Raw genomic sequence first — 25,887 nt, 5'->3', positions numbered from 1 at the left:
AATCAATCAACTTTCAATTGTTCAGCCTCCATGATGACCGCAGCCCATAATATGCCTGCCACAGCCTCTTTGGCGTTTAATATCTTAGGGACAGTCACGTACTCCGTAAAGTCACGTTTAATCGTTACCCCGTCGCAAGCTCCTATCACATCGAGCAACCCTTTGTTGTTCACTTGTACAAAAGGGAACAGGCTCTGATAGCCTTTTTGAGCCACAGAAGCATATTCTTTCGCTTTCAGCAAGCCCAATTGTATGCCCCGTTGAATGGAGTAAGTAAACATTGCAGTACCGGACGGGTCTATAAAGTTCAACGGGTTCTCCCCCTTGTCCACCACCATATACCATCCGCCGGTCTTTACATCCTGCGCGTTCTTCAAGCCTTTGCACATTTTCAGGTAAATATCCAATACCCGGTTATAATCGGGATGCGTCTTGGGCAACAAAGCGAGCAACTCAGGAACAACCAATGTGTACCACCCCATACCTTCGCTCCAAACTTCCGGAGAGAGTCCGGTTTCCTTATCAGCCCATACGGCTTTCTCGGGTTCGGTAGTCCACGCATGGAGCACCAATCCGTCCGGACGCTGCAAATGGCGGGCTGCCGCAAGGATGTTACGGCAGGCGACATCATAGCAATAATCCGCCTCCCCTACATATTGGGCACAACGTATCAAGAACATCTGCATCATAAACACACCGTCAATCCACATATTCGGGCTGCGGTTGCCGTGCCAGAACTGGCCATCGGAGCTCGGGTACGTTCCCACAGCTTTCAGTATCTGCAATGCCGCCTTTTTATATTTTTCCTCTCCGGTACGCCCGTACAAAGTACAAAAAGCAGACCCTGTCATGAAATTGTCCAGATTGGTCAATTTATCTCCTTGATAATTTCCGTCCTTATCCAGAAAATGGTCTATGTACTTGCGCATGTAATCAAGATACTTGACATCGCCCGTCAACTGTCCCAAACGGTCCATGGCTTCAAACATGTATCCTTGCACATACGTATAATTTTTCCAATAAGCCATGCGGTAGTCCGGATAGCGCGCCATCACACTTTCCGACAGGGGAATTGCCAATTGCTTCAACTCCATCCCGGGAGAATAGTCCAATTTGGCATTTTCCACCCCTTGAGAGGTAGTACGCCGATAACGTGTGGTAATCTCCTGAGTCACCCGCATCGTAACCTCGCCTTCAACAACCGTTCCTACGGTATGCTGAGTTACCACTCTGTTTTGAGCTGCTACAGGAAAGGCGATACACCACGAACAGATAACAACTCCTATACCCTTTATCAATTTCATAATATTAAATAGATAAGTAAAAATTAAAATACTTCATTAACCATCAATACTTATTTACAATTGGTTCATACCATAAGTATTGTCAAATCCAAAGCAAAGGATTTCTTACAGGCAGATTACGGACCACTTCACCCGTACTCGGGAAATGCTCCAATCCGGCCCAAGTAGCAAGCCACTCTTTATTATCCGTTTGCAAAGCACCGAAAATAAGGAAAGGGTGCGCCACCGGCCATTCGTCCCAATACATCACATCGTGCGCAAAGGGCCAACTGCCTTTATCTTGGACATAGGGATAAATAAAATCTATTCCCTGTTTCATATTCTTAGTACCGTCAGCCGTATAGTTCCAAAGATTATCCGACTCATTGGAAAGCGTCTGGCAAATGGTCGCCATTGCATCCAGATTAAATAAAGAATATCCATAAGGCTTCGTGCGGGCAAGTTCGAGCGGGAAACCTCCTTCTTCGTTCATCTGGCTGGGCAAAAGAACCTGTTTATAACGGTCTCTGCAGAAATCCATCATGGCATCGTCTCCGACATAACGTGCAAAAACCGCAGCCTGCATCACCCAGCAGGTTCCATGATTATTCTTCGCCTTCATTTCATCTTTCCCGTACGGATGTCCGGACATCCATTTCAGGTATTCGGAGAACCATTTTTTCGTACCTCTGATATCCTGTTCCGAAAGCACACCCGCCATTTCCAACCGATATAAAGCCTGTGCCACCTCCATAAGATGTACCGTATCTATAATACCGATGCCGCGTCCGGTCGCGATGCCTTTGATGGCTTGGGCATATTGCAGGTTAGGCCTCATAAAAGTCTGTTCGTCTACAAACCATGCACGGACATGTTCCAGCACGGTCGCCACATATTTTTCATCCTTAGTCAGCAAATAAGCGGAAGTAAGATTTCCGACAATGGAACTGAAGCGTATCATAGCCTGACGATGGGCAACGAAATTATCCGGATTGGTCTGCCCGTCACGCCGCACATAAGGACCGTCGGGGTTCAGGGAATCGGGCCACCAATAATCGCCTTCCGAATAAAAGTCGTGGCAATCGCCCGCACTACGTTCGGCAATGAAAGAAGTAATGGTAACCGGATTTTCCCGAAGATTCGTAGCTGCCTGCTCCAATATGCCTTTCTTCAACGTCTCCTCCACATAATCTTTGTTAGAATGGGACATGCAAGATGAAAAAGAATAGAGGATAACCGCGAATATTAGTATAGTTGTCTGTCTCATAGTCATTTCACCGTAATAAAAGAAGTTTGAACATTATCCGCTTTTACAGCCACACACGAAGTTCCCCGATTTGTCCGCACTAAAATCCGGGCACGGCCGTTTCCGGCTTGTACTTTACGCGAACCTGTAACAGTGCCCTGATTTTGAATCAATTCACCATCGCCCGCAACATCAAAGTAAACAAATTCTCTGGAGTCCAAGCATTTTACGCCCTTGTCATCTACCAATTGCGCCTCGACCATTACAATATCATCTTTCACCGGAGTGATCTTCACTTGGAAAGCAACCGCTTTTCCCCATTTCGCCGTCTGATATTCAAAAGCCAATTCGTCCGCCAACGGCTCTTTTGCACCGACCGCAACCGCGCGAAGTGTATTCATTCCGTTTTTGAACTTTACATTCCAGCGCAGCCCTGCGGCAGGAAAATCCTGGCTATTACGTTGGCGGATGCCTTGACTCTCTCCATTTACAAACAATTCTACTTTCGGGCAGTTCGAATATACCAATACCTCTTTTTCTTCTCCCTCATCTCCCCATCTTACGGGCCAACCATGTCCGTAAATATGCAGCATCGGCTTTTGAGTCCAATAAGATTGGAAAACATAATAACTTTCCTTAGGAGTAAAGTCACGCTCTATCACCCCTTTCTGATTCATGTAAGGAATGGGGTTTTCAGGACGTACCGGCGTGGAGAAATCTTTAAAAGGCCAGTAAGCGGCACCGGTAAGCCACGGCATATTTTCCTGCTCCTTCAAATGCCAATCAATCAATTTCACGATATAAGTCTCCGACCAATCGCCTTTTTTCAGCACCAAAGCCGAACCGTTCAAGGCAGCATCGCCTTCCGCCTCTCCTTCTTTGCGTAAAGGCGCAACCGCCTCCGCATGCCGTCCGGCATGACTGTCTCCTCCCCACTCTACATGCAGGAAGTGTCTTACCTTCTCCATTTCCTCTTTGGACATTTTCTGATAGTCCGTATAGTTGCCACGATACCAACCTGCCCATATAGAGGGAGAATACACATCCACAATGTCGCTGCAGAAGCTACAACGGCGGATGGCGGTTTTGCGGCTCTTATCCAATTGGTGTGCAAGGGTGTTCAACTCACTCATCAACTTACGTATTTCCCCCTGCTTGAACTCAGGGAAATCATTGGGCCAATCGTTTTCGTTGCCCAATCCCCAGATTATAACGGAAGGATGATTGTAATGCTGGGCAATCATATTGTTCAGCATGCGCTTCGCCTGATTGCGGTATGTTTCATTACCGACTCCGCCACGGCACCAGGGTATCTCTTCCCATACCAGAATACCCAGTTCGTCACACAGGTTGAGGATTATTTCCGACTGCTGATAATGTCCAAGACGGATAAAGTTGACTCCCATCTCCTTCATCATCTTCATTTCCCGCACCATCTGATCCTCGGTCATGGCTGCTCCCACTCCGGCGTGGTCTTCATGACGATGCGTACCTCTCAGCAGAAGCCGTCTGCCATTCAGCATGAAAGGGCCTTTCTCTATGAACTCGAACGAACGGAAACCGAACCTCTCCACGGCTGTCATCTTTTGTCCGTTCGCAGCAAGCGTCACTTCGCAAGTATATAACTGCGGAGACGTTACATCCCAAAGAGCGGGTTTGTCCAAATGAATATCCTGTACGGAGAATTCGCCCAACGGAGTGATGCCATCAAGGTTCCGGGTATAGACGATTTTCCCTTGAGGGTCCTTTACAAGAACCTCGACAGACGCTTGGCGCACATCTGCCGGATTATAAAACAATCCGGATATGTCCAAGCCGGCTTTCTTCATTTTGGCATCCAGCGCAGGCACTACCTTTAAGGAAGCCACCGACACCTCGGGCAGATACACCAAATTCAAATAGCGGTAAATGCCGCCATATACATTAAAATCCGATAAATCGGAAGGAATCATTTCGGCATCCCGCGTATTGTCGCAACGAATGCTCAAAGGGACTTTTCCACCAAACCGTTCCGCATCCTTGCTCGACAAGAATGCCTGCACGGCATCCGTTATATCTACATTCCAACTATCGTAGCCGCCCACGTGGCTACCTACCTTCGTCATGTAAATATAGACATCCGTTTTTTGCCCGGCACCTTCAAACTCCAATAGGATACGCCCGTTTTGATAAGGATTATCCAACTTCAAACAGGTCTTGTACCAACCGGGACCCTGATAATAGTTCACATCGGGATCAACGGCATCTTCCGCATTAAAGCAATGCGGAAGAGTTACTTTGGTCCAAATGGGTTGTTCTTCCGGCTGTCCTTTTTTTACCGGCCTTACCAATTCCCATATATTACCTACATCTTGTCGAAGAAATTCCCAATTATCCGTCAAACGAATTTTGTTGTTTGCCGTGGGGACTTTGGCATACAAGCCCCCCACAACAAAACAACCTATCATTAACAATAATACCAAACGTTTCATACCCTATTGACTGCCCTGTTTATAAGATTGCGGTACCCTCTTTTTCTAACTTCTCCTTCTTCAACAATGCTTCGAGGAAGTAATAATCCGCGTATACCAAAGGAACATCACGCTCGAAGTTACGCGCACCGGTGCTGTGAAGCAAAACAAATCCGTAATCACCTTCCGAAGAAGCACGGTAGTTCTTGCTTAAGCTCTCCACGATAGTATCCGCCCACTTCTTGTATTGAGCCGCCTTTTCCGCATTATACATAGACAATTCATACATCGCACACGCCATTACAGCAGCAGCAGAAGCATCGCGCGGTTCGTTCGGAATGCCGGGGGCGTTGAAGTCCCAATAAGCCACCATATCTTCCGGCATCGTCGGGTTGGTGAAAATATAATTTGCTATATTCTCAGCCTGAGCCAGGAATTCCGGCAATTTCGTTTCACGGTAGCACATTGTATAGCCATACAATCCCCAAGCCTGTCCTCTGGACCAAGCCGATTCATGGTTATATCCCTGATGTGTATGTTTATGGAGGACATTACCATTGATTGTATCATAATCAATCACGTGATATGAGCTGTAATCATCGCGGAAGTGATTTTTGATTGTGGTACGTGCGTGGTTTGTGGCAACATCGTAATAAACGGAATCGCCTGTTTCCTTAAACGCCCAGTACAACAGTTCCAGATTCATCATATTATCAATGATAACCGGACACAACCACTTATCACGGCTGTGGTCCCAAGAACGGATACAGCCGATTGCCGGTTTATAACGGGTAATCAAAGTAGCCGCCGATTCCAGCAATATATCCTTATAAGCGGCATCCTGTGTCAAACGATAACCGTTTCCGAAGCTGCAATACATCTTAAAGCCCATATCGTGCGTACCGCCATTTGTTTTCTGGTCTTCTATGTCGGCAGTAAACTCCTGCGCCTTGGTTTTCCAATAATCATCTTTGGTATACTCATACATATACCACAGTTCACCGGGGAAAAATCCGCTTGTCCAGTCTCTGGAGGCTACCATCTTAAAAGAGCCGTCATCTTCAATCGTGCGAGGAGAAACCAGTTTCTTCTTGGAGTCCGCTGCTGCCAGCGCCGCTTTTACCGAATCGACCTGTGTAAACGCAAACTTCAATTGCTGTCCTGCAAAATCAAAACTGTCCTTTACGAGGTCTTCTTGTTGAGACACCTGGCCACAAGCCCCGCAAACCACCAATAAGGATAATAATCCTGTCTTAAAATTCATCATACTTTATTTATATATTTATATTAATGATATATGTTTTCATTCTTCAAAGGAATAACTATCGACGAGACAGACTCGAATCCGTCGCACGGGCCAAAGGAATTTATTACATTCTTATTCCAATCCACCCAATAGATGTAGGGCACTTTCTCCTTTACATGCCCTGTCCAGTTGGTAAAAGCAATGCCCATGCCGGGAATATATTGCATTCCCGACAGGAACTTCAAAGGCGCCCCCTCCATATCTTTATTGGAGAACTCCCAAACAATCTCTTTGCCGGCATTAAATTCCACTATGCGGGGGTTCTTATCCATGTCCGTAACCGCAACCAGCGTATTTCCGTTGGGCAGGCGAATCACCGAATGAGCACCGCCCGATACGGGAACCTCCCAATACACATTACCGTTTTCATCGTATTCCACCACCTTCTTCCCGCCATAGTGTGCCACCAGATAATGACCGTTCTCCAACCTGCGGGCATTCCGTATGAAAGACTTCCTGCCGTTCGTCATCCCTGCCGGAAGAATGGACAGTTCCTTTACTATCTTCCCGTCGGGAGCTATTTCCAACATACGCCCGGACTCGCACTCGCCCACAAATGTATTGCCATCGGCAAGCCGCTGGCAGGCAAACACATGATGCCTGGATGTATATTGAAAGATTGTATCATTGTCGCGCGTCACTTCCAGCACCCCATTGCCTGTAGTAAACAGCAAATTCCCATTGTCCAACACCCATACATCATTGGACAAAGGCGCATCGTGCTCCCACATTTTTTTGCCTTGCTCGAAAACAAATACTTTGCCCTGCGAATAATCGGTACATACGAAATTCTCGCAAAGAGCAGGCTTCACATAAACCGCTCCGCCTTTCCTGTTTTCAACAATGGTCGTTGCCCATAAAAAAGAAGAGATTACTTCCTGCCCATTCCGTTTTCGCGGACGTGTAACATAGGTCTTATAATCTTTCTGAATGCCCAATCCGTTATTTGCATCATACAGGTCTATCAATCCGTCATCTTTATTGATCCGGGCTTTGGACAGCAACCCCACGTATCCCCTTTGCACACATCCGGCATACTCTTTCTCCGGGATAATGCCCAACTCAATGGCACGTTGCATGGCATATACGAACATTCCGCTGCCGGAAGTCTCCAGCCAATTGCCCGGTTGCCTTCCTTTATCAACCACCTGATACCACAAACCGCTGTGTACATCCTGGTTCTCTTTCAGCCCTTTCATCAAGCTGCGGGTTATGTCCGCCAATTCGCGATATCGCGGATGCTTTTCCGGAAGGACATCCAGTGTCTCCGCCAATATCAAGGCATACCAGCCCAAGCCCTCGCTCCACACTTCCGGAGCCATGCCCGTTTCCGGATTTGCCCAGCGCGCGTCCTTGTTCTCATCCCAGCCATGATAAAGCAAACCGGAATTTCCTTTAAGAAGATGGCGGTACATGCCCGTCAGTTGTTTGGCAGCCTCATCATAACAATATTCGGCATCGCCGATATAACGTCCATATTTGGTCAGGAACATTTGTCCCATAAACACACCGTCCACCCAGATTTGACCGACGGTTCCCCTGCCGTGCCAAAACACTCCGTCGGACGTACGCGGATAGTCATCATAGCTTTTCCGTATGAAGTCGGCGGCTTTCCTGAACTTCTCCTCACCCGTGTGGCGATATGCCCACACCATGACAGCGCCCGCCATCATGTCATCCATGCTGCGTCCTTTGAAATAAACCAACGTCCCGTCCGGACGCACCACTTCATTAGCCCAGTCCAATATATAATGATAATATCTGGCATCGCCGGTGGCTTGCCATAACTTGTCCATTCCCATCAGGAAATATCCCTGCGGATAGCACCACGGTTTGAAGGGGATGGTAACAGCAGAAGGATAACGTGTCATCACGGTTTGCGCGATGCCCTCCGACCACGACTCCGGATTGCGTCCCGGCAGTTGTGCCGATAGCCATGACGGCAGAAGCAAGCAGACAACGAGTAAAATGTTTTTCATGTGAATCACCTATTATAAAAAAGTTTGCGCTAAGATAGGCGATTTATCTTAGCGCAATTTTAAATATTGTCTTATTCATTTGAGATTCTATTCCAAAGACAGGCAAATCATACGAGATTACTGCCCGTCTCCTTGCTCATTGTGCCTTTGCACCCACTCAGAGGGAGAATAACCGTAAAATGACTTAAAGCAATTGGTGAAATAGGCATGACTGTTGAAGCCTGTATAAACCGCAACCTCCGATACCGTATATCCCGTTTCCAACAACAATTTAGCCGCAACTTCCAAGCGTTTGTTGCGGATAAGCTCGGTGGGGGAAAGTTCGGTCACCGCCTTCAACTTCCGGTAAAGATTGGCGCGGCTTAGTCCCAGTTCCTGGCTCAGCAACTCAATGCCCAAATCCGGATTGGAGATATTCTTCTCGATAAGTTCAAAGAAGTTTTGGGTAAAGCGGTCGTCGCCGGAAACGATTTCAATTCCCAAGGCATCGGGCGAGAACTTCTTACCATACAGTTTTTTGAGTTTGTCACGGGATTCCAATATATTATTGATACGACAGATAAGCACATCCATGCTGAACGGCTTCACGATATAATCATCCGCCCCTACGGAGAAGCCCTCCTTTATATGTACCACCATTGATTTGGCCGTCATCAGGATAACCGGGATATGTCCCAACTGCAAATCCTGTTTCACACGGGAACACAACTCCAGACCATCCATCCGGGGCATCATGATGTCACTGAGTATTAAATCCGGATATTTCTCAAGGCTTAACTCCAGCGCATCTTTCCCGTTATCTACATCCAATACGTAGAAATAGGGTTCCAGGCTCTCCTTCACATATTTCCTAACCTCGTCATTGTCTTCTGCCAGCAACAAGGTCCATTTCTTCTTAATATCGAAATGCGTGCTTTTATCCACAGGAATCACGTCCTCTATCACTTCTTCCTTCGCCAGTTCATCCTTATCGTAGACAGAACTGCTGATAGGGATGTAAACGCTGAAAACAGTACCTGTCGGCTGATTGCCCGAAACCGTAATGGCTCCGTGATGCAAATGTACGATGGAGCGTGTCAGGCTCAGACCGATGCCTGTACCTACATTCTCCTTGTTCTCATCCTCTCCCTGATAGAAAGGGGCAAAGACATTTTTTATCTCCTCTTCCGAAATTCCCTTTCCCGAATCGGCAACCGACAGGCATACGAACTCCGCCTTGGCAGACGCCGCCGAATCAGCCTGCGCATCGGCAGGCAAAGCGGAGAATGGCACCTTCGACAGTGAGAATACGATTTTGCCGCCATTGGGGGTAAACTTCATGGCATTGGACAGCAGATTAAACACCACCTTCTCAATCAGCATCTTATCAAACCATGCCAGCAACTGCTCTTCCTTCTTCTCGAATACGAAAGATATGTTTTTCCTCGTAGCCAGATGATTAAAGGCGTAATAGATTTCCAATAAGAAAGGACACATATCGGTCTTTGTGATATGCAATTTCAGTTTTCCTTCCTGGTTCTTGCGCAAATCCATCAATTGGTTTACCAACAGCAGCAAACGTTGTGCGTTGCTGAATATCAGCCCGAGCTTGTTCTTTACAACTGAAGAGAAACCGGGCATCGCCACCAGTTCCTGCAAAGGAGCTATAATCAAGGTCAGCGGCGTGCGAAGCTCGTGAGAGAAATTGGTGAACATACGTATTTTTGCCTGGTGGAACTCTTCCAGCTGCTGTTGTTCTTTCTGCTGAAAAAGTAGTTCGCGTTCCAGTGCCTGCTTCTTCGACATGTAATACATTATCAACACCAATACGGAAACGAACACCACCGCATAGAACAGATAGGCATACCATGTCTTCCAGAAAGGCGGGTGGACAACGATACGTATCTTACGGGTATCCCGGCTCCACACGCCGTCGTTATTGGACGCCTTTACTTCGAACACATAAGTGCCCGGGCTGAGGTTCGTATAATATGCTTCCTTACGGTTGCCGATGTAGTTCCACTCCTTGTCGTAGCCGTGCAGGAAAACAGCATACTGGTTCTGCCGCGCAAAAACAAAGTTCAAGGCACAATATCCGATGGAAATGTTGTTCTGGTTGTAGTTCAACTCTATTTCGGACACATCGTCCAGCACAGAAGACAGGATACGGGTTTCGTCTCCGGCATTGATAATCTCGTTATTCACCACCAAACGGGTAAAGACCAAAGGCGGAATGTATGAGTTCTGTTGCAACTCACACGGATTGAAAGTGACAAAACCGTTATTACCGCTAAAGCAGACATCGCCGTTGGACAGAAGCGTGCCGCAATGCAAGGTAAACTCGTACACTCCCACCCCGTTGGCGGAACTGTAATTCACAAACTCGTCACTCTCCGGGTCGTACTTGGAAATGCCGTTGCTGGTACTTATCCAAAGTTTGTGCTCCCGGTCCTCCACAATGGCGCAGACATCATTATCAATCAGCCCCTGCTCTTGGGTAATGGTTTTCAACACTCCTTTCTCTTCATCATACAGCAACATGCCGCCGCCGAACGTGCCCACCCAAACACGGCCGGAAGCATCCCGGATGATGCTTGTGATATAATTACTCAAAAGCCTGAACGTTTTTGGGGCATCCATATCATAATGGGTAAACTCCTGTTTGCCCACATCGTACTTGACCAAGCCGTTATTGCGCGTACCGACCAGCAGCACCTCATCCCTCAGTTTCAACATGCAACGCGCGCTGGGAATACGACACGAACCGCCTTCTGCGGTGGGAAACGCCTTCCGCAACTCCTTTTGCGCGGACAGGTGCATCAGTCCCACCTTAGGATCCGAACCCACCAGCCACAAGCCGCCGTCGTTTGCCGGCACCATGGCATAAATGGACATATCCTTGGAGTATTGATAATACAACTGGTACTTCTTCGTCCGTGTGTCAAACCGGTAGATAGCCCCTTTGTTGGTTCCGCACCACACCGTCTCCCCGTCCAGCATCAATCCTTTGATGATATTCTGGCTGTACTGCAAACGGGACGCATTGTTTATGGGATAGTAATAATACTTGCCGGAATTCAGGTTGTAATCGAGCAACCCGCGTCCTTCCGTTGCCACATACAGGCATCCGCCCTCCGTACAGACCATGCTGCCGTAGATGCCGAACAAGGAGCCAAACGCATTGGCAGGGTCGTGAAAATCGAAACGGTTATTAAACTTATTCGAATAGCTTACGCCACCTGCGTAAGTGCCCACCCACACCGTCTGGCTTCTGTCCACAAACAGCGAATAGATGGAGAAATGGTTCAAATTGCCCTGCTCCAAAGAGGCATCCGTGTGTTTCCCGAACGAATAGTCCGAAAGGTTCATCGTGTAAAGCCCGTCGAAAGTGCCCACCAGCAATATGCCGTGAACTTCCGAAATACAGCGGACACTGTTGGTCGTCAAGATACTGTTGCCTTTATGAAACCGGATGATTTCTTCCTTGTCGATATCCATCCGGAACAGTCCGCTAAGATTGCCTCCTCCCCAAATATATCCTTGAGAGTCTTCATACAGCATGGCGACACTGTTGTTGGGCAGTTGGATGCCGGCGCCGGTCATCGTAAAATGTTTCTGCGGCTTCATGTCCATGTCGCACACAAACAACCCTTTGGTGGGAGTGCCTATCAGTATCCTATGGTTCTTGGTCTCATAGATTGTAGAGATAAACTCATTTTTTATCGCGCCATTCAGGTCGATACGCTGAAATGTGTCCATTTCGGATATATAAAGGAACAACCCTATGGAAGTGCCCACCCACAAACGGTTACGGCTATCGACAAGCAGACTGCGGATTTCCGTTTTCGCCAGCGCTCCATACTTCTCGTTCGTGTAGCGCCTGATGCGGTCTGTCTTCAGGTCCAACCTGTTCAAGCCGCGTGTCGTCCCAATCCACAGGTTACGGTTATGGTCCTCGGCAAGCGATACGACATAGTTGTCACTCAGACTCAATGAATCTTCGGGGATATGCCTGTATACGACAAAGTCGCTGCCATCGTAACGGTTAAGACCGTTACGGGTAGCAAACCACATAAATCCTTTTGAGTCCTGGAATATTTTAAGAACAGAAATCTGAGACAATCCGTCCTTCAGATTCAGGTTCGAGAAAAAGAAAGTCCCGTTGTTTTGGGCATTTCCCCACAAGATAGTCAATAATGAAAACAGCGACAGAATAAACCTTTTCATATTTGTTAATGTATTCTTCATGTATTACGAGAACAAAAATACGCTAATTTTTCATTATAGAAAACTATATGCCTGATTTTATCTCGTACGGGCACGGATTTTTCATTCACAGAAGTTACAGAAGTCTGAATTAGAAAGAGTTAGAGAGAGTAAGAAGACGATAGTAGCGTCATACATCAACAGGGCTATCGGCTTAACTCTTCAGCCCAAAAGGCGATATCCCCTTTCAACTCCCTCCAACTCCTGTAAATGTAAAAATCACATCCGCGCGCGCAGCCGGAAACGAAGCGGCTCCGGCTGTGCGCGCGGGTGCAAAGTGAAGCGCCATCCGTTTACTTTATAACAAAAAGGCGGAAAAACCGCCTTTCCGCTTACTCCCTTCCCTGCCGCTTTCTTCCGAAACAGGAACACTCTGCATAAAGTACGGATAGATATGCTCCGTTTTTCGATGGATATGCGCTGTTTATGCAGAAATCGAAACTTCCTGCCGTTGGATACAGGTGTTTCGAGCGACAGATACAAGTGTTTCAGCCGAGCGACATTAATGCCTGTCGTGAGGAACATTAATGTCTATCATGACAGGCATTAATGTCTATCGCGAGCGATGTCAATGTCCCTTGCGAAAGACGCCGGTATTCGGAAGACGGGATGCCCGCAAGCGGCATTTCCGGCGTTATTCTCTTCTGGTTTATTTGTAAACATTTCGCTACCGCACTGGCTATCGGGAAGATAGGCGTTTTCCGTTCCATTTTTTCCCGCCGGCAGCACGCAGGGACGGAAACAGCCGATTCTGCGGCAACGGGAAATACAGATTGTCAGAAGATACGGGCGGAATGACAAAAAGACAAAATGATTATCCGCATAACTTCCCCAATCAGCCTGAAAGTGTATCGAAATACCTCAAATACGCCAATCACCCCTGCCATAGATATCCGTGACAGGAGTGATTTGGTTAATAAGAGAGTTTCGACATACCCTCATCATGGCTTTTTTATTTAAGAGCCTGCTTAAATTTTGTTCAGCCTTTTTTTGAGTGTTCTTTTCGAGGATGTTTTCCAGAAACGGTTCTTTCATTTGGAAAGCAACTCCGTAGCACACCACAATAACGGGGCGTGCGCATGCAAGTCACCTGTTATCTGCTTGCGATTCATGTAATGGTTCTTGTCATTCTTGATGTTCGTACCCTCGCACACGTTAGTCAGTTCATCATCCGCATTCAAGTAAGAGTTCAGCGCCAACCAGCCTTTCATGGCGGCAGGTCCATAGGTCTTCTTGTCCAACCAGCCACGTTTCACACCCACCAGCATGGCATAGGTAAACATTGCCGTACCCGAAGTTTCCTTATAGGATGCGGGTTCGTCAATCAGTTGGTGCCACATGCCGTCCGCGTCCTGGTTCTTCAGCAACGTCTCCATCATCTTCCGGTAGGCTTTCATGATTACGGGACGGTCGGGATTGTCTTCCGGCAACACGGAAAGCAGGCGCGACATGCCGGCAGCCATCCACCCATTGCCCCTTGCCCAGAAGAAAGGAGCGGCAGGAGCATGATAGAACAGGCCGTTGGGGCGTTGTATCTTCTCCAGATACATCACCATTTCGGCAGCCGCACGGTCTATATACTTACGTTCGCCCGTGGCAAGATAAGCCTGCGACTGGATGGTGGTAATCATAAACATATCGTCAATCCATACGCGTGTCTGCCATGAATATCCTTGGTCGGCATAAGCCTTCTGCTCCGGTTTGGCATCGGCAGGCACTTCCCATTGAGAGTCGGCATACCGCATACCCAAATCATAATACTTCTTGTCGCCGAGCTTTTGCATATAAATCTCCAGCGGTACGGCACCCACCACATTATGGTCTACATGATTCATACGCGGTATCAGATGCTTTTCAGTGGTGAACAGGGGTTCAAAACGTTCTTTGAGCCGCTGCTGCATGTCTTTGTCTTTGATGGTCTTGCTGAACCACAATGCGCCCAACCACGCACATGCGTCCGGATAGGTAATGTAATTGGGAGCTTTTTCGGCACGGGGATTGCCAAAACGAGTATGCGGCGTTACGATAAACTTATTAACGATACGCGTACCCACGGCCTTAGGATCCGCTTCTTTCATGCGCTTCTTCAAAGAGGCGTTTTGAGCTCCCGCGGAAGCACACATCAGAAGCACACTCACGGCAATGAACAGAAATTTGTTTTGTTTCATCATAGCATCTTTAATAATTGATAATTACGGGAACAAATGTAGGCGTTCCACCATAATCCGTCTTGTGATATTATTTCAAATGCTTTAAATATTGCATCAGCAATCCGTTTTTTTATAAAAGGTTTTGAGCAAAGCTGATTTTATCGCACCCGACCAAACACTCCGTTACACTTAACCGAACACTTTGTTATCCCGTATTGAACACTTTGCCACGTCAAACAAGAACAGTCTGTTCCACTTAACAAAAGCAAGGGGTTTCACTTAACAGGAACCGAGAGTTTCAATTAACAGGAACTCTGTGGTTCACTTAACAAGAACAAAGTGCCACACTGTATAAAAGTAACCTGTTTCACTTAACAGGAACAACCTGTACTTATATATTAAAGGGTGTCAGAGCTCAGGCAGTCGTATCCTTCCTGCCAGAGTTTTGACACCCTTCCGTAGGGTAGAACAATTCTCCCCCAATAAGCTATGCAAGCCAAAGCCCGGCTTGCTATTTGAGTCTTCCCTGCCTGCTTCCGGCATAAAGAGCCAACAGAAAAGCCGCTCCGAATATTATAAAGATGACATATACCCCCGGCGGTGCTTCGCCACTGCCATAAGAATGCAAACCGGAGAGGTAATAATTCACCCCGAAATACGTCATCAGCACCGAAGACAACGCAAAAACAGACATTACGCTAAACGCGTAGTCCGAACACAATGCCGGAATGAAACGGGCATGCAACACGAAAGCATAAACAACCATGGTGATAAGCGCCCAGGTCTCCTTCGGATCCCATCCCCAGTAGCGCCCCCAAGACTCATTTGCCCAGACGGCACCCAAGAATATACCCGCCGTAAGCAGATACAATCCGATATGGAGCGACATCTCATTGATAATGCGCAACTCGCGTATATGTGCCTGAAAGAGCGTGGCCGTCTTTCCTGCCGCCATAAAGCCCAACGACAACAGTCCCAACAGGAAGCTCATGCCGAAAAAGCCGTAGCTTGCCGTGATTACCGCCACATGAATCATCAGCCAATAGGACTTCAGCACCGGCACCAAAGGAGTAATCTCCGGATCCATGAAGTTGAGGTTTGCCACAAACAGTATGATGCCCGCAAAGAATGCCGCCAAAGCCAGTGTCATGGATGAACGGCGTACGAACAGAAGTCCCGCTAAAGCCGTTGCCCACGCCACATAAATCATGGACTCGTACGCATTGGCCCAGGGAGCACGTCCCGAAATATACCAACGGATGCCTATTCCAAAGGTGTGCAGCAGGAAGAAAGCGACAACCGCCACCGTCAATGCCACGATAACGGCACCCAGCCACCGCCTACGCTTCAGCAAATGCCACACCGAGAACAGAAGCAGCAACAAACCGATGCTCATGTATCCTACCGATGACATGAAAAACAGATTCGCACGATTGTAAAAGAGTTCCCAGGACACTTGCCTGTCGGTCAGCAGTCCCGCCGTGCTTCTTTTCTGCTGGTACACGTCCATCATCGACAATACTTCATCCGCCGCAGACCAGTCTTGTGTCTGCAAGGCTCCGTCCGCCTCTTCCGTATACCAATAGAATATCTTTGAGACAAACATCGAGTCCTTACCGGTAAATGCCGACAAATCGTCGCCGGGCGAATACCATTTGCCGTCCTTGTCGCCGGGCAGCGGAAAGAGAGACAACATCTTGCCTTGCTGCAACGAATAAAGAATGTTAACCTTTTCATCCAGTTTCAGCAAGTCTTTCTCCATACGCGAGCGCTCCGCCGCCGGACGCGAATAGGCACTGTCCACCGCCTCTGCTATGAGATACCGTCCTTCACCGTCGAACAAATCAAAAAAACGGAGATACTTGCCGGAGGGCAACAACAGTTTCCGTGCCAGCTCCTTATTGCTCTGGCGCATCAATGGCACATTGCCCCAATAGGAAGGATTTACCAAAAAACCGATAATGACCTGCTCCGAACGCAACCCTTCAAAGCTATCGCTACGGTAAAGTTTACGCAATAACTTAGAGGTATAGGTATTTACCGGCTCGACACGGCCTGTAGAGCACTGCACTTGCATGCGTCCCCATTTCTCGGCATGTTCCGCCGGAATGGTATTCTCGCGCAACTGTCTGGTAGCGTTCTCCTGCGCAAAAAGCGACATGGGAAAGCAAACGAACATCAATACCGGCACCTGTTTCTTCAACTGCCGCGCCAAGCCGGCAAAACGCGACCGGGAATCAAACAAGGTCAGCAGCATCCCTGCAAGCAGAAGCAGATAACCGGCATAGGTGATACCGGTTCCCCAATTGTCGTGATTGACAGAGAGGACGGTGCCCTGCTCGTCAGTATCGTAAGAAGATTGGTACAGACGGTATCCCTGCTCATAGATTACTTTATTCATATAGATGTGTTCCGAACGTACACCGTTCTGCGAAGAGATAGTCAGGAAGCTCTCAAAAGAGGACGGACTGCGTGAACCCGGATAACGTACCAGCCTGAAATCGTCCAAACGAATGGAAAAAGGAAGTTCACGCGTCTTCCCCTGCTGATGCAGCAATGAGACGGTTTCTCCCTCACGGATATGGACGATACCTTCGAAACCAAACAAATTCGTAACCAAAGCACCGATAAGGATTACCATAAATGCCACATGGAGCAGTCCGACGCCATACTTACGCTGTTGCCATAAGCGCATGCGGACGGCAACCGCAAAGAACTGCAACACCATGAGCAACTGAAGCAGATAAAAAAGCGGCTGGTTATAGACCAACTGCCTGGCAACAGGCGTCCCTTTGGCACTCTCTATGAATGTAGCGGCAGCCAGCACGACCGCATAGACCGACAGCAAAATCAAAGTGAACCGCCAGGATACAAACAACCTCTTTACGGCGGAAAAGCATATCTTCATAGTTATTCCTTTATTGAAACATTCAACTCGTCCAATAATCCTGCCAAAGCATCCGGGGTGAGTTGCTGGGCAGAATCGGACAAAGCCGTCTGCGGATGGCAATGAGACTCTATAAACAATCCGTCGACATGCAAAGATAAGGCTTTTTTGCAAACGGATGATAACAATTCGCGTTTTCCGGCTATGTGGCTCGGGTCGCAATAAAAAGGAAGGTCGGGGAAATAAGAACGGAAACGCTCCGAGCATTCCCATAACGGGGCATTGCGATAAGGCTGGTGGTCGACTGCGCAAAACCCGCGATAGATGACGCGGATGTCACGTATTCCGGCATGCTGCAAACGTTCTACTGCTCCAATCCACAGCTCCACATCCGGACATACGGGATTCTTTACCCACACCGGCATGTCGCAATCGCGCAATGCTTGTGCCAGCTCGGTCATCATGAAAGGATTGACCGTGGTACGGGCACCAATCCACACCATATCCACCCCCGTTTTCATCACCGCCTCCACATGCGATGGCAATGCGACCTCCGTCATGGTCTTCATGCCCAATTCCTGCCGTATCTCGCTCAACCACGCCAATCCGGCCTCGCCTACCCCCTCGAAGGTTCCAAAACGCGAACGGGGCTTCCATAATCCGGCACGTATCGTTCCGACTCCCGTTTTCCGTAATCCTCTTGCCGTCTCCAACATCTGCATGCGGTTTTCAGCACTGCACGGACCGGCCACTAAACCTATTTCTCTCTTCTCCATCTTTTCTGTTACAAAAGAAAAACCGGCGCATATTTCTCTTATCAAGAAACAGGCACCGGTTTACAATCAATCTAATCAATCTTCAATAATCACACGGAAACCTACGTTATACACTTTCTGCCACGGCAGATAGGCACGACGGTAGTAAGCCGTACTTGCTTTGGGATGGTCGTTCCATGAACCGCCGCGTACCACTTTCTCCATACCGCTTCCCTGATTCTTTTCGTTGTAAGGATAAGGCAAATAATCGGAACGCGTCCATTCCGCCACATTACCCTGCATATCGTACAAGCCGAACGGGTTTGCCTGATAACCGCCACCTTTCACTTGCAGCATGTTGCCGTCGTCCACTCCATTCTCCTTAGGCTGATAAGTGTAATACTTATACCAAGGGTCATTGGGCTTCATCGGTTGGGGGTCGACACCGCGTACAGCCATCTTGTTCAGCTGTTTATCCGCCAGGTTCTCGTACTTGCCGAAATCCGCATTCAGCGAACCATACCAGAACGCATCATCGCTACCGGCACGGCAAGCCCATTCCCATTGCACTTCGGTGGGCAACGTCACGTTCTTACCGGTCTTCTCGCTCAGTTTCTTGCAGAATGCCATCGCCTGTTCCCAGCTGACGCGGATAGCCGGCTGCTCCGGTTTATTTGCCGGGTAGCCCTGATGTACGTGGTCTTTCCACAACTGTCTGTCGAAACGGCTGTCATGCTCGGGGAAGATGGTGCGGAACTGCTCGTTGCTGACCTCAATCTCGCCCATCCAGAAAGCCTTCTTCACCACCTGTTTGTTTGCCGGAGAGTAATCGGAATTGCCACGATTGCTACCCATTACGAAAGAACCTGCAGGGATACGGACAAAATTCATCTTGATACCCGGTGCCAAATCAATGCTCATCTTGGCAGAACCTTCCTGCACAATCATGGCTTGGGCAGCTTCCTTGCCGAACGGCCATCCTTTTACTTTTACTTCTTTATTCTTATGCTCTTTATGTTCCGGTTTCACGGGAGCCTGCTTGGGCTGTGTTTCCAGATATTGCGCATACGAACGGATTTCCGCTTGCCAATCGACACCGGAACCTGCATATTTCTCAGTCAGTTCCGTACGACGGCAGATTTGTTCCACACCTTTAAACTTATTGGCATTGAACTTGCCATGATAAGGAGCATTGAAGTCTATCCAGTTGTACAACGCCTGCCATTCCTTATCTGTCAGCTCTACGCCATAATGTCCGGTCTTCAGCATTTTGATAAGCGGGCTGACGGAAGCATGATATTCATAGGGGTCAAGCACTTCAATCTCAGCTTCCGGTCCCTGACGATATACATAAGGATGCAGGTTCAGATAGCTTTCACCGAAACCGGAGAACTTATCCGTACGTCCGCCCCTGAAATCCGCCAATTTGTTGGAACCGTCATGGCAAGCGATACAAGCGCGATCCAATACCGGTTGCACTTCAAGGTCGAATGTGAAAGGACGCTGGCCGCCTTCCGGCTTAGCAATCACATGCGGAGCAATCTGCGATGCCTTCACACGCTTGGGAATGGGCAATTGGTTCTGGTCTTCATGGCAACCTACACAAGAAACCGTTTCGCCGGGCATACCGGTCAGCCAGCTACGCATCCATTGGATGGCACGTCCTTCCGAATCCAACGGCTGCAAAGAAATCGGAGTATTAGCCGGTATCTTAAAGATAGCCGAACCGTCTTCTTCCACAGGTACCGTACCCAGCAACCGCTTGATGTCCCAACCGCTCTGCACACCTTGTGCCCAATGGTCGGACGGGGTCTTGTTATAAGCATACTCATAAGACAACACACGGAAAGATTTCACCGTGCCACGAGGCACACCTTTCAGACCTTCGCCTTCATAAATATCCTGAATGAAGACGGTAGCTTCCTTGCTGCCCGGAACAATCTTGTCGGGAATTACCGGTGGAACCGGTGTTTTCTTTACCGGAATCGGGCAAATCAATCCTTCACCCTCAAATTCGGCAAGCAACGTAAGGTTATCATACACGTCAATCAGATAAATACCCCACAAGGAGTTCTCATCCAATTTGGCGGTAACCAGGAAATATTTGTCCGTCAAAGGATAAGGCTTGATAAACTGCGGCCATACACCGTCCACCAGACGGTCTTTTACAATCGGCTCGATTTTACGGTCGCGGAAAGGCAACTCCTGTACCATTCCCTTCTCCGACTTGCGGCTCTTGGACGGGTCATAAATCATCATTCTACCAGAACGGGTAACTCCATGATGTCCTGAAACGATTCCTACAAACTGCGAAGCATGTCCCGGAAGAGGTTTCGCATCGAATGTACTGTTCGGGAAATAAGAACCACTACCGTAAAGGGACTTCTGCTCCGTTCCGTCAGGATTCATGTGCATCACGAAACGGGAGAAGTAGTGCGTCAGGTCCGTGTACTCCCAACGGGTGTACATGACGCGTCCGTTGTGCATGACAGTGGGAGCCCAGTTGGCATCCTGGTCGAACGTCAGACGACGTAATGAACCGTCTTTCGGGTCGTAGAGACACATATTGCCCACCTCGTCATTACCATTCACACAAGGTACGCCGTTGTAACCGATATTGGAAACAGCAATAATCTTGCCGGAAGGCAGGTAAGTGGCATCGAAAAATTCCAAATCCTTTTCGGGAGCTTCAATCAGTTCCTTCAGACCGGTACCGTCCAGTTTCACTTCGAACACCTGCCAGCGTTTGTCCGTATCGACCATAGAGAACATGACGCGCTCCGCGTCCCAGTGCAACTTCAAATCGGGCACGGACGAACCGTTGGCAGGTTTGAAGATTGTACGGGTTTTAATATCTCCGCGAAGATTGGATAACTCTGCTATTTCGGCATCGAAACCACCCCGGGCAGCAGAAGTCTGGTTGGACCAGTTGTTGTTTTGCGTACCCAACGCACGGGGAGTCACCTGGCGGGCGGTAGTACCGATTTTGTAACGGCCTACTATGATTTTGTCAATGTCCAATGCCGGATTGGCGAACAGGATCTCCTTCTTCAGGTTCACTGCCTTGTTGGCAGCATTGATAGCGGCAGCATCGTTCTTGTAAATTCCGGCAAAGCCCTTACCTACAAGTTGCTTCAACTCGGACAATTTAGCCTGGTTGGTATTCTTGTCATATCCCGCAGTCGCCGCCATATCGTTGTAGGCTTCTTCGATAGCACGCATATTAAGCCAGTTCAAAGAGTTCTGCAACTGATATACTTTCATGGCATCCTGTGCCAAATTCAAATAACCGATAACTTTTTCGTCCAATGTGGACTTGGCATCTATCCGGCTTATCTGCGCATTGAAATAGGACTTATCCTTCAGTTGTTTCACTACGGAAAGAGCTATATGTCTTTCAATATCGGCATCGTAAGTAGTGACCAAAGCCTTCATGTCGCTACCGGCAAAAGGCAGGAACAGCGTAGCTTCTTGCGGATACTTACGTACAAGGTCGGCAGCGGCTTCCGCACCTGTAATACCTTGCAGACGGAAAACAACCGTACCGGCTGAAGAACGGTTCTCCAAACCGATTTCCGCTTCGAAACGTACATACTTCTTATCCAAAGGAACTACAATCTGCGCATTGGCATTTGCCATAATGGTACGCTTGTATTGCTTTCCTTTCATGACTACCGTCTGTCCTTTCGCATTCTCATTATAACGGAGACGTCCGCTACCCGTCTTCTTGAATGTATTTTTCAAATCATTCAACCACACGGAAGAGCCGTCTGCCGCCACCAACTTGGCATTCGCCCATACAGCCTGGTCGTCATTAGCACCGTCTACCGTGCCCCATGTATATAATACGATTTCATCCAGCCCCGTTACATCCGCGCTGAAAGGAACAGCAGCCGTTTTTGCCTTAATCACTTTGGATGTGACAGGCAAACAAGTCTTTTGCATCTCTACATTGGCATGGTTCTTTGCCGCTGCAATGCTCTCTGCCCATGTCACCGGTGCATCGGGCTTTGCTTTCGCCTTTCGTTGTGCCATAACCGGCAACGAAAGCGCAGCGCATACAGCCATTACTATCAGTTTCTTATCCATAATATATTGTTTATAGTTTGTTTTCTATTTCGAGTCCGGCATGCGGAAGTTGTACAAATAACAAGCGGCAGAAATCTTATCGACATTCCGCTTGTCCTTCAATGTCCATACAACCTTGCCATCTTTATCAATCTCAACCAACTGTGGTACATCCACTACAGCTCCTCTTGTATGTCCGTCCCAATTACAAATCAATAAATTCTTGTTCTTCAGTTCCAAGACTTGGGCAACAAACCAAAGTGGAGCACCTTCAATATCCTTACTGTTTACCCTTTTCAGTTCCTTACCTGTTTTGCGGTCCACAACCATATAATAATGTCCGTCACCGCAAGGCAACAACAAATTGCCATCGGACAGTTCCAAAGAGGAAAATGCCCTGCCATCAATCTTATGTTCCGCAACCAGTTTTCCTTTCCGGCTTACTTCCACTATTTTCTGTTTTGCCATCACCGGTATCAGGTAGTTCTTATTTCTGAGCTGAAATACTTGCCGGAATTGGCTATGAGGCTTTTCAACCTCCAAATCAAACACAACCTTATTTACTTCTTTTCCTTTCTTATCCAACTCCACAAACTGAGCCGGATTGCCGCAAATGCCCAATAACACCCCACCGTTACGCAACAAAGTTGCCGATTGCAACTCGGTTTTATCAGGTGCCGGATAATCCCATACGGTCCGGTGATCCCATGTCACCACTTTAGCCCCTCTCTTATATGAATACAGTATGTTGCCGTCTTTTGTCAAAGCAACCGTATTGCACTCCTCCCCTTTCTCCAGTGCATGTTTCCACTCTACCTTTCCGGTCTGTTTGTCTACAAGCAAAATAAATGGATTTCCGGAACCGGCGACCAGGATCTTATCCTGAGCCGCCGCCCGAAAACCACATATAAGAACGGCTATGACTAATGCATAAAGTCTCATCATTCTTTTTTAAGTAGTCGTTGTTACTTATTCTTCAGTTCATTGAACAATTCCAAGGCCTGTGCCGGTTTCATGTTCTCATGAACCACTGCGCTTACAGCCTGTATCATAGCGACCGGCGCTTCTGATTGGAATACGTTACGTCCCATATCCACACCTGCGGCACCGTCATTGATTGCCTTGTAGCACAATTCGAGCGCTTCCAGTTCCGGCAACTTCTTACCACCGGCAATCACCACCGGTACCGGACATGCAGCCGCCACCTTCTCGAAGCCTTCGCAATAGTAAGTTTTCACAATATTGGCACCATTTTCAGCGGCAATGCGAGAAGCCAGTCCGAAATAACGCGCATCACGAGCCATATCCTTTCCTACAGCCGTCACACCCATTACCGGAATGCCATAACGAGCAGCCTTATCCACCGCTTTATACAAATTGGCAACCGTAACAGCTTCGTGTTCCGCATCACCGATAGCCAACATGACTGCCATTGCAGATACATTCATGCGAACAGCATCTTCAATATCCATTAAAACATTGTCATTCAATGAAGTCAGAATGGAGGTACCCGCATCGGAACGCAAGCAAATAGGCTTATTGGTAACAGGCGGTATAACCGAACGAAGAATACCGCGCGTACACATCAGACAATCTGCATACTCTATCAGCGGAACAATGTTCAGGTCGATACGTTCCAACCCTGACGTAGGTCCCATAATGAAACCATGATCGCAGGCAAGCATCACTGTTTTGCCGGTCTTGGGATTAAAGATACGAGACAAACGGTCTTTCATTCCCCATGAAAGATTTTCCGCTCCTTTTACGTGAAAACTTTGGTTGGCAGAAGCAACCCCCAAACCAAAATTACAACCTTCTCTCAAATCATCTAAATCTGCCATTTTTCTTTTTCTATTTTCTTTAAACGTTATTATTTCATTATCCTCAGATAGCCTTTGCAAAAGCGTCAAACATACAAGACCACGACGAAGCTCCCGAGTCGGCATAGCCGATGGAACGTTCACCATAATTACGGGCACGTCCGAAATTCGCTTTCATATCTTTCGTTGCTTCCGCACCTTGCAAGGCAGCTTGCGCACCGGCTTCCAAAACGGCTTTCACATCATCGGTCTCGGCGGCTTGCATCGCTTCCACAGCCGGAATCAAGGCATCCATCATCGTCTTGTCGCCACGCTGAGCCTTAGTTTGTTTTCTGACACCTTCCAAACCACCGGCAAACATGGCTTTTACCGCAGCAACATCCAGTTCAGTACCCTCAGCATGGTCGCTCATTCCTAAAAACAGACCGCCCAACAACGTACTGGTAGAACCGCTAATCTGCAACATTACATTAAATCCCATGTCATTCAGCATGGTCTTGAACTCCGTACCTTTCTCAGCCGACTCCACAATGGCAGACATAGCCTGCACAATAGCCGTACCATGGTCGCCATCGCCCAATACCGCATCCAACTTTGAGAACTCATCGGCACGCTCCGTAATGCATGCCAATGCATTACGAAGCATCTTTTTAAAATCTTCTACTGTCAATTTATCCATATTACTTACCTACAACTGTCCAGTAAGGAGCATTCGACATCTTATTATTCAAGTAATCCACATGGTCGGCATCCAGCAAACCAAGTATCATCTGGAAACCGGCCTGTTCCTGCACTGTCAGCAGTTCACCGATACGGCTTGACACCACTTCAATACCTGCATTTTCAAGAAGCTGATGTGCTTTGCGATAGATGATATTCATCTCCATATGGGTAGTAGCACCTACACCATTGATAACCAACAATGCCTTATCACCGGCTTTCGGCTGTAATTTTTTCATAAGCAAACCGATCATTTCCTCAGCCGTATCATCGGCAGACACCAACTTTTTGCGTCCGCCGCCACCTTCACCGTGTTGACCCATACCAATCTCCATCTCGCCGTCAGGCAATTCGGAAATCATCATTCCATTCTGAGGATGCGTACAGGACTTCATAGCAACAGCCAATGTGGCGACCTTCTTATTAAAACGCTCACCGATTTCAATAATTTCGTCCAAAGATTTGCCTTCTTCGGCAGCAGCACCTACAATCTTAATCAATGGAATACAACCTGCCAGACCGCGACGGTCGTCATCAGCCGCATCCAGTCCGGCACTGATGTCATCGTGTGTCAGGATAGTTTTCACCTTAATTCCTACACGCTCGGCCAATTGGCAAGCCATGTTGGCGCTCATCACATCACCGGAATGATTTAATACAACCAGCAAGATACCGGCTTCGCGCTTGAACAACTGCAATGCCTGGAAAACACGTTGTGCACCCGGAGCAGCAAAAATATCTCCCACTACCGAACAGTCCAACATGCCATCGCCGACAAAACCGCTCAAAGCAGGCTCATGGCCCGAACCACCCAACGTGATGACGGCAACTTTGTCTTCCGACTTGGCATGTGCACGCACAATAATATTTTCTCCGCCGATAGCAACTTGGTCGCTATATGCCATTACATAACCTTCCAGTAATTCGGAAGTGATATTATCCGGATCGTTTATAAATTTATGAATCATAATTTTCTGT

The 25,887-nt window shown here is 48.0% G+C and carries 15 protein-coding genes; 1 reads left to right on the top strand and 14 read right to left on the bottom strand.

All coding sequences use genetic code 11. The features are described 5' to 3' along the window. Positions 1-2 precede the first annotated feature (2 nt). The 6 genes from QZ327_RS07330 to QZ327_RS07305 all read right to left on the bottom strand — a co-directional run bounded on the left by QZ327_RS07330 (position 3) and on the right by QZ327_RS07305 (position 12,470). A complete protein-coding gene (locus QZ327_RS07330) occupies positions 3-1,304 on the bottom strand; it encodes a glycoside hydrolase family 88 protein (RefSeq protein WP_294618370.1) in 1,302 nt (433 codons plus the stop codon). A gap of 82 nt (positions 1,305-1,386) precedes the next feature. Further along, positions 1,387-2,550 carry an alginate lyase family protein gene (locus tag QZ327_RS07325; protein ID WP_294618368.1) on the bottom strand — a complete coding sequence of 388 codons (1,164 nt, stop codon included), beginning with the start codon at positions 2,548-2,550 and terminating at the stop codon, positions 1,387-1,389. Between the two features lie 2 nt (positions 2,551-2,552). Further along, positions 2,553-5,000, bottom strand: a complete 2,448-nt coding sequence (locus QZ327_RS07320) for a glycoside hydrolase family 2 TIM barrel-domain containing protein (RefSeq protein ID WP_294618366.1) — start codon at positions 4,998-5,000, stop codon at positions 2,553-2,555. A gap of 19 nt (positions 5,001-5,019) precedes the next feature. Next, positions 5,020-6,243 (bottom strand): glycoside hydrolase family 88 protein, encoded by a 1,224-nt coding sequence (locus QZ327_RS07315; RefSeq protein ID WP_294618381.1) that lies wholly within the window; start codon positions 6,241-6,243, stop codon positions 5,020-5,022. A 23-nt stretch (positions 6,244-6,266) separates the two neighbouring features. After that, the gene (locus QZ327_RS07310; protein ID WP_294618364.1) at positions 6,267-8,264 is read right to left on the bottom strand and encodes a glycoside hydrolase family 88 protein; all 1,998 of its coding nucleotides are present in this window, start codon (positions 8,262-8,264) and stop codon (positions 6,267-6,269) included. A gap of 117 nt (positions 8,265-8,381) precedes the next feature. Beyond that, positions 8,382-12,470, bottom strand: a complete 4,089-nt coding sequence (locus QZ327_RS07305) for a hybrid sensor histidine kinase/response regulator transcription factor (RefSeq protein ID WP_294618362.1) — start codon at positions 12,468-12,470, stop codon at positions 8,382-8,384. A 588-nt stretch (positions 12,471-13,058) separates the two neighbouring features. Between QZ327_RS07305 and QZ327_RS07300 the strand changes: the two genes are divergently transcribed. Further along, positions 13,059-13,307, top strand: a complete 249-nt coding sequence (locus tag QZ327_RS07300) for a hypothetical protein (protein WP_294618360.1) — start codon at positions 13,059-13,061, stop codon at positions 13,305-13,307. A gap of 233 nt (positions 13,308-13,540) precedes the next feature. Here the strand turns inward: QZ327_RS07300 and QZ327_RS07295 are convergent, their stop codons facing one another. The 8 genes from QZ327_RS07295 to QZ327_RS07260 all read right to left on the bottom strand — a co-directional run bounded on the left by QZ327_RS07295 (position 13,541) and on the right by QZ327_RS07260 (position 25,877). Continuing rightward, positions 13,541-14,677 (bottom strand): glycoside hydrolase family 88 protein, encoded by a 1,137-nt coding sequence (locus QZ327_RS07295; protein ID WP_294618379.1) that lies wholly within the window; start codon positions 14,675-14,677, stop codon positions 13,541-13,543. A 493-nt stretch (positions 14,678-15,170) separates the two neighbouring features. Next, the gene (gene ccsA / locus QZ327_RS07290; RefSeq protein WP_294618358.1) at positions 15,171-17,567 is read right to left on the bottom strand and encodes a cytochrome c biogenesis protein CcsA; all 2,397 of its coding nucleotides are present in this window, start codon (positions 17,565-17,567) and stop codon (positions 15,171-15,173) included. Between the two features lie 2 nt (positions 17,568-17,569). Further along, on the bottom strand, positions 17,570-18,322 hold the full coding sequence (locus QZ327_RS07285) for a phospho-2-dehydro-3-deoxyheptonate aldolase (RefSeq protein ID WP_294618356.1): 753 nt from the start codon (positions 18,320-18,322) through the stop codon (positions 17,570-17,572). A 75-nt stretch (positions 18,323-18,397) separates the two neighbouring features. Further along, on the bottom strand, positions 18,398-22,390 hold the full coding sequence (locus tag QZ327_RS07280) for an SUMF1/EgtB/PvdO family nonheme iron enzyme (protein ID WP_294618354.1): 3,993 nt from the start codon (positions 22,388-22,390) through the stop codon (positions 18,398-18,400). A gap of 24 nt (positions 22,391-22,414) precedes the next feature. After that, a complete protein-coding gene (locus tag QZ327_RS07275) occupies positions 22,415-23,311 on the bottom strand; it encodes a hypothetical protein (protein ID WP_294618377.1) in 897 nt (298 codons plus the stop codon). A 23-nt stretch (positions 23,312-23,334) separates the two neighbouring features. Beyond that, the gene (gene lsrF / locus QZ327_RS07270) at positions 23,335-24,210 is read right to left on the bottom strand and encodes a 3-hydroxy-5-phosphonooxypentane-2,4-dione thiolase (RefSeq protein WP_294618352.1); all 876 of its coding nucleotides are present in this window, start codon (positions 24,208-24,210) and stop codon (positions 23,335-23,337) included. A gap of 43 nt (positions 24,211-24,253) precedes the next feature. Continuing rightward, positions 24,254-24,868, bottom strand: coding sequence for a DAK2 domain-containing protein (locus QZ327_RS07265; RefSeq protein WP_294618350.1), 615 nt, complete (start codon positions 24,866-24,868; stop codon positions 24,254-24,256). A gap of 1 nt (position 24,869) precedes the next feature. Then, a complete protein-coding gene (locus tag QZ327_RS07260; RefSeq protein WP_294618349.1) occupies positions 24,870-25,877 on the bottom strand; it encodes a dihydroxyacetone kinase subunit DhaK in 1,008 nt (335 codons plus the stop codon). Positions 25,878-25,887 lie beyond the last annotated feature (10 nt).

This window comes from uncultured Bacteroides sp., assembly GCF_910578895.1.
Taxonomy (GTDB): Bacteria; Bacteroidota; Bacteroidia; order Bacteroidales; family Bacteroidaceae; genus Bacteroides.
This window is presented reverse-complemented; position numbering and strand designations above follow the sequence as displayed.

Coding starts and splice junctions, on each gene's coding strand:
- QZ327_RS07330 (WP_294618370.1), bottom strand. CDS start 1,304: ATGAAATTGATAAAGGGTATAGGAGTTGTTATCTGTTCGTGGTGTATC.
- QZ327_RS07325 (WP_294618368.1), bottom strand. CDS start 2,550: ATGAGACAGACAACTATACTAATATTCGCGGTTATCCTCTATTCTTTT.
- QZ327_RS07320 (WP_294618366.1), bottom strand. CDS start 5,000: ATGAAACGTTTGGTATTATTGTTAATGATAGGTTGTTTTGTTGTGGGG.
- QZ327_RS07315 (WP_294618381.1), bottom strand. CDS start 6,243: ATGAATTTTAAGACAGGATTATTATCCTTATTGGTGGTTTGCGGGGCT.
- QZ327_RS07310 (WP_294618364.1), bottom strand. CDS start 8,264: ATGAAAAACATTTTACTCGTTGTCTGCTTGCTTCTGCCGTCATGGCTA.
- QZ327_RS07305 (WP_294618362.1), bottom strand. CDS start 12,470: ATGAAAAGGTTTATTCTGTCGCTGTTTTCATTATTGACTATCTTGTGG.
- QZ327_RS07300 (WP_294618360.1), top strand. CDS start 13,059: ATGTCTATCGCGAGCGATGTCAATGTCCCTTGCGAAAGACGCCGGTAT.
- QZ327_RS07295 (WP_294618379.1), bottom strand. CDS start 14,677: ATGAAACAAAACAAATTTCTGTTCATTGCCGTGAGTGTGCTTCTGATG.
- ccsA (WP_294618358.1), bottom strand. CDS start 17,567: ATGAAGATATGCTTTTCCGCCGTAAAGAGGTTGTTTGTATCCTGGCGG.
- QZ327_RS07285 (WP_294618356.1), bottom strand. CDS start 18,322: ATGGAGAAGAGAGAAATAGGTTTAGTGGCCGGTCCGTGCAGTGCTGAA.
- QZ327_RS07280 (WP_294618354.1), bottom strand. CDS start 22,390: ATGGATAAGAAACTGATAGTAATGGCTGTATGCGCTGCGCTTTCGTTG.
- QZ327_RS07275 (WP_294618377.1), bottom strand. CDS start 23,311: ATGAGACTTTATGCATTAGTCATAGCCGTTCTTATATGTGGTTTTCGG.
- lsrF (WP_294618352.1), bottom strand. CDS start 24,210: ATGGCAGATTTAGATGATTTGAGAGAAGGTTGTAATTTTGGTTTGGGG.
- QZ327_RS07265 (WP_294618350.1), bottom strand. CDS start 24,868: ATGGATAAATTGACAGTAGAAGATTTTAAAAAGATGCTTCGTAATGCA.
- QZ327_RS07260 (WP_294618349.1), bottom strand. CDS start 25,877: ATGATTCATAAATTTATAAACGATCCGGATAATATCACTTCCGAATTA.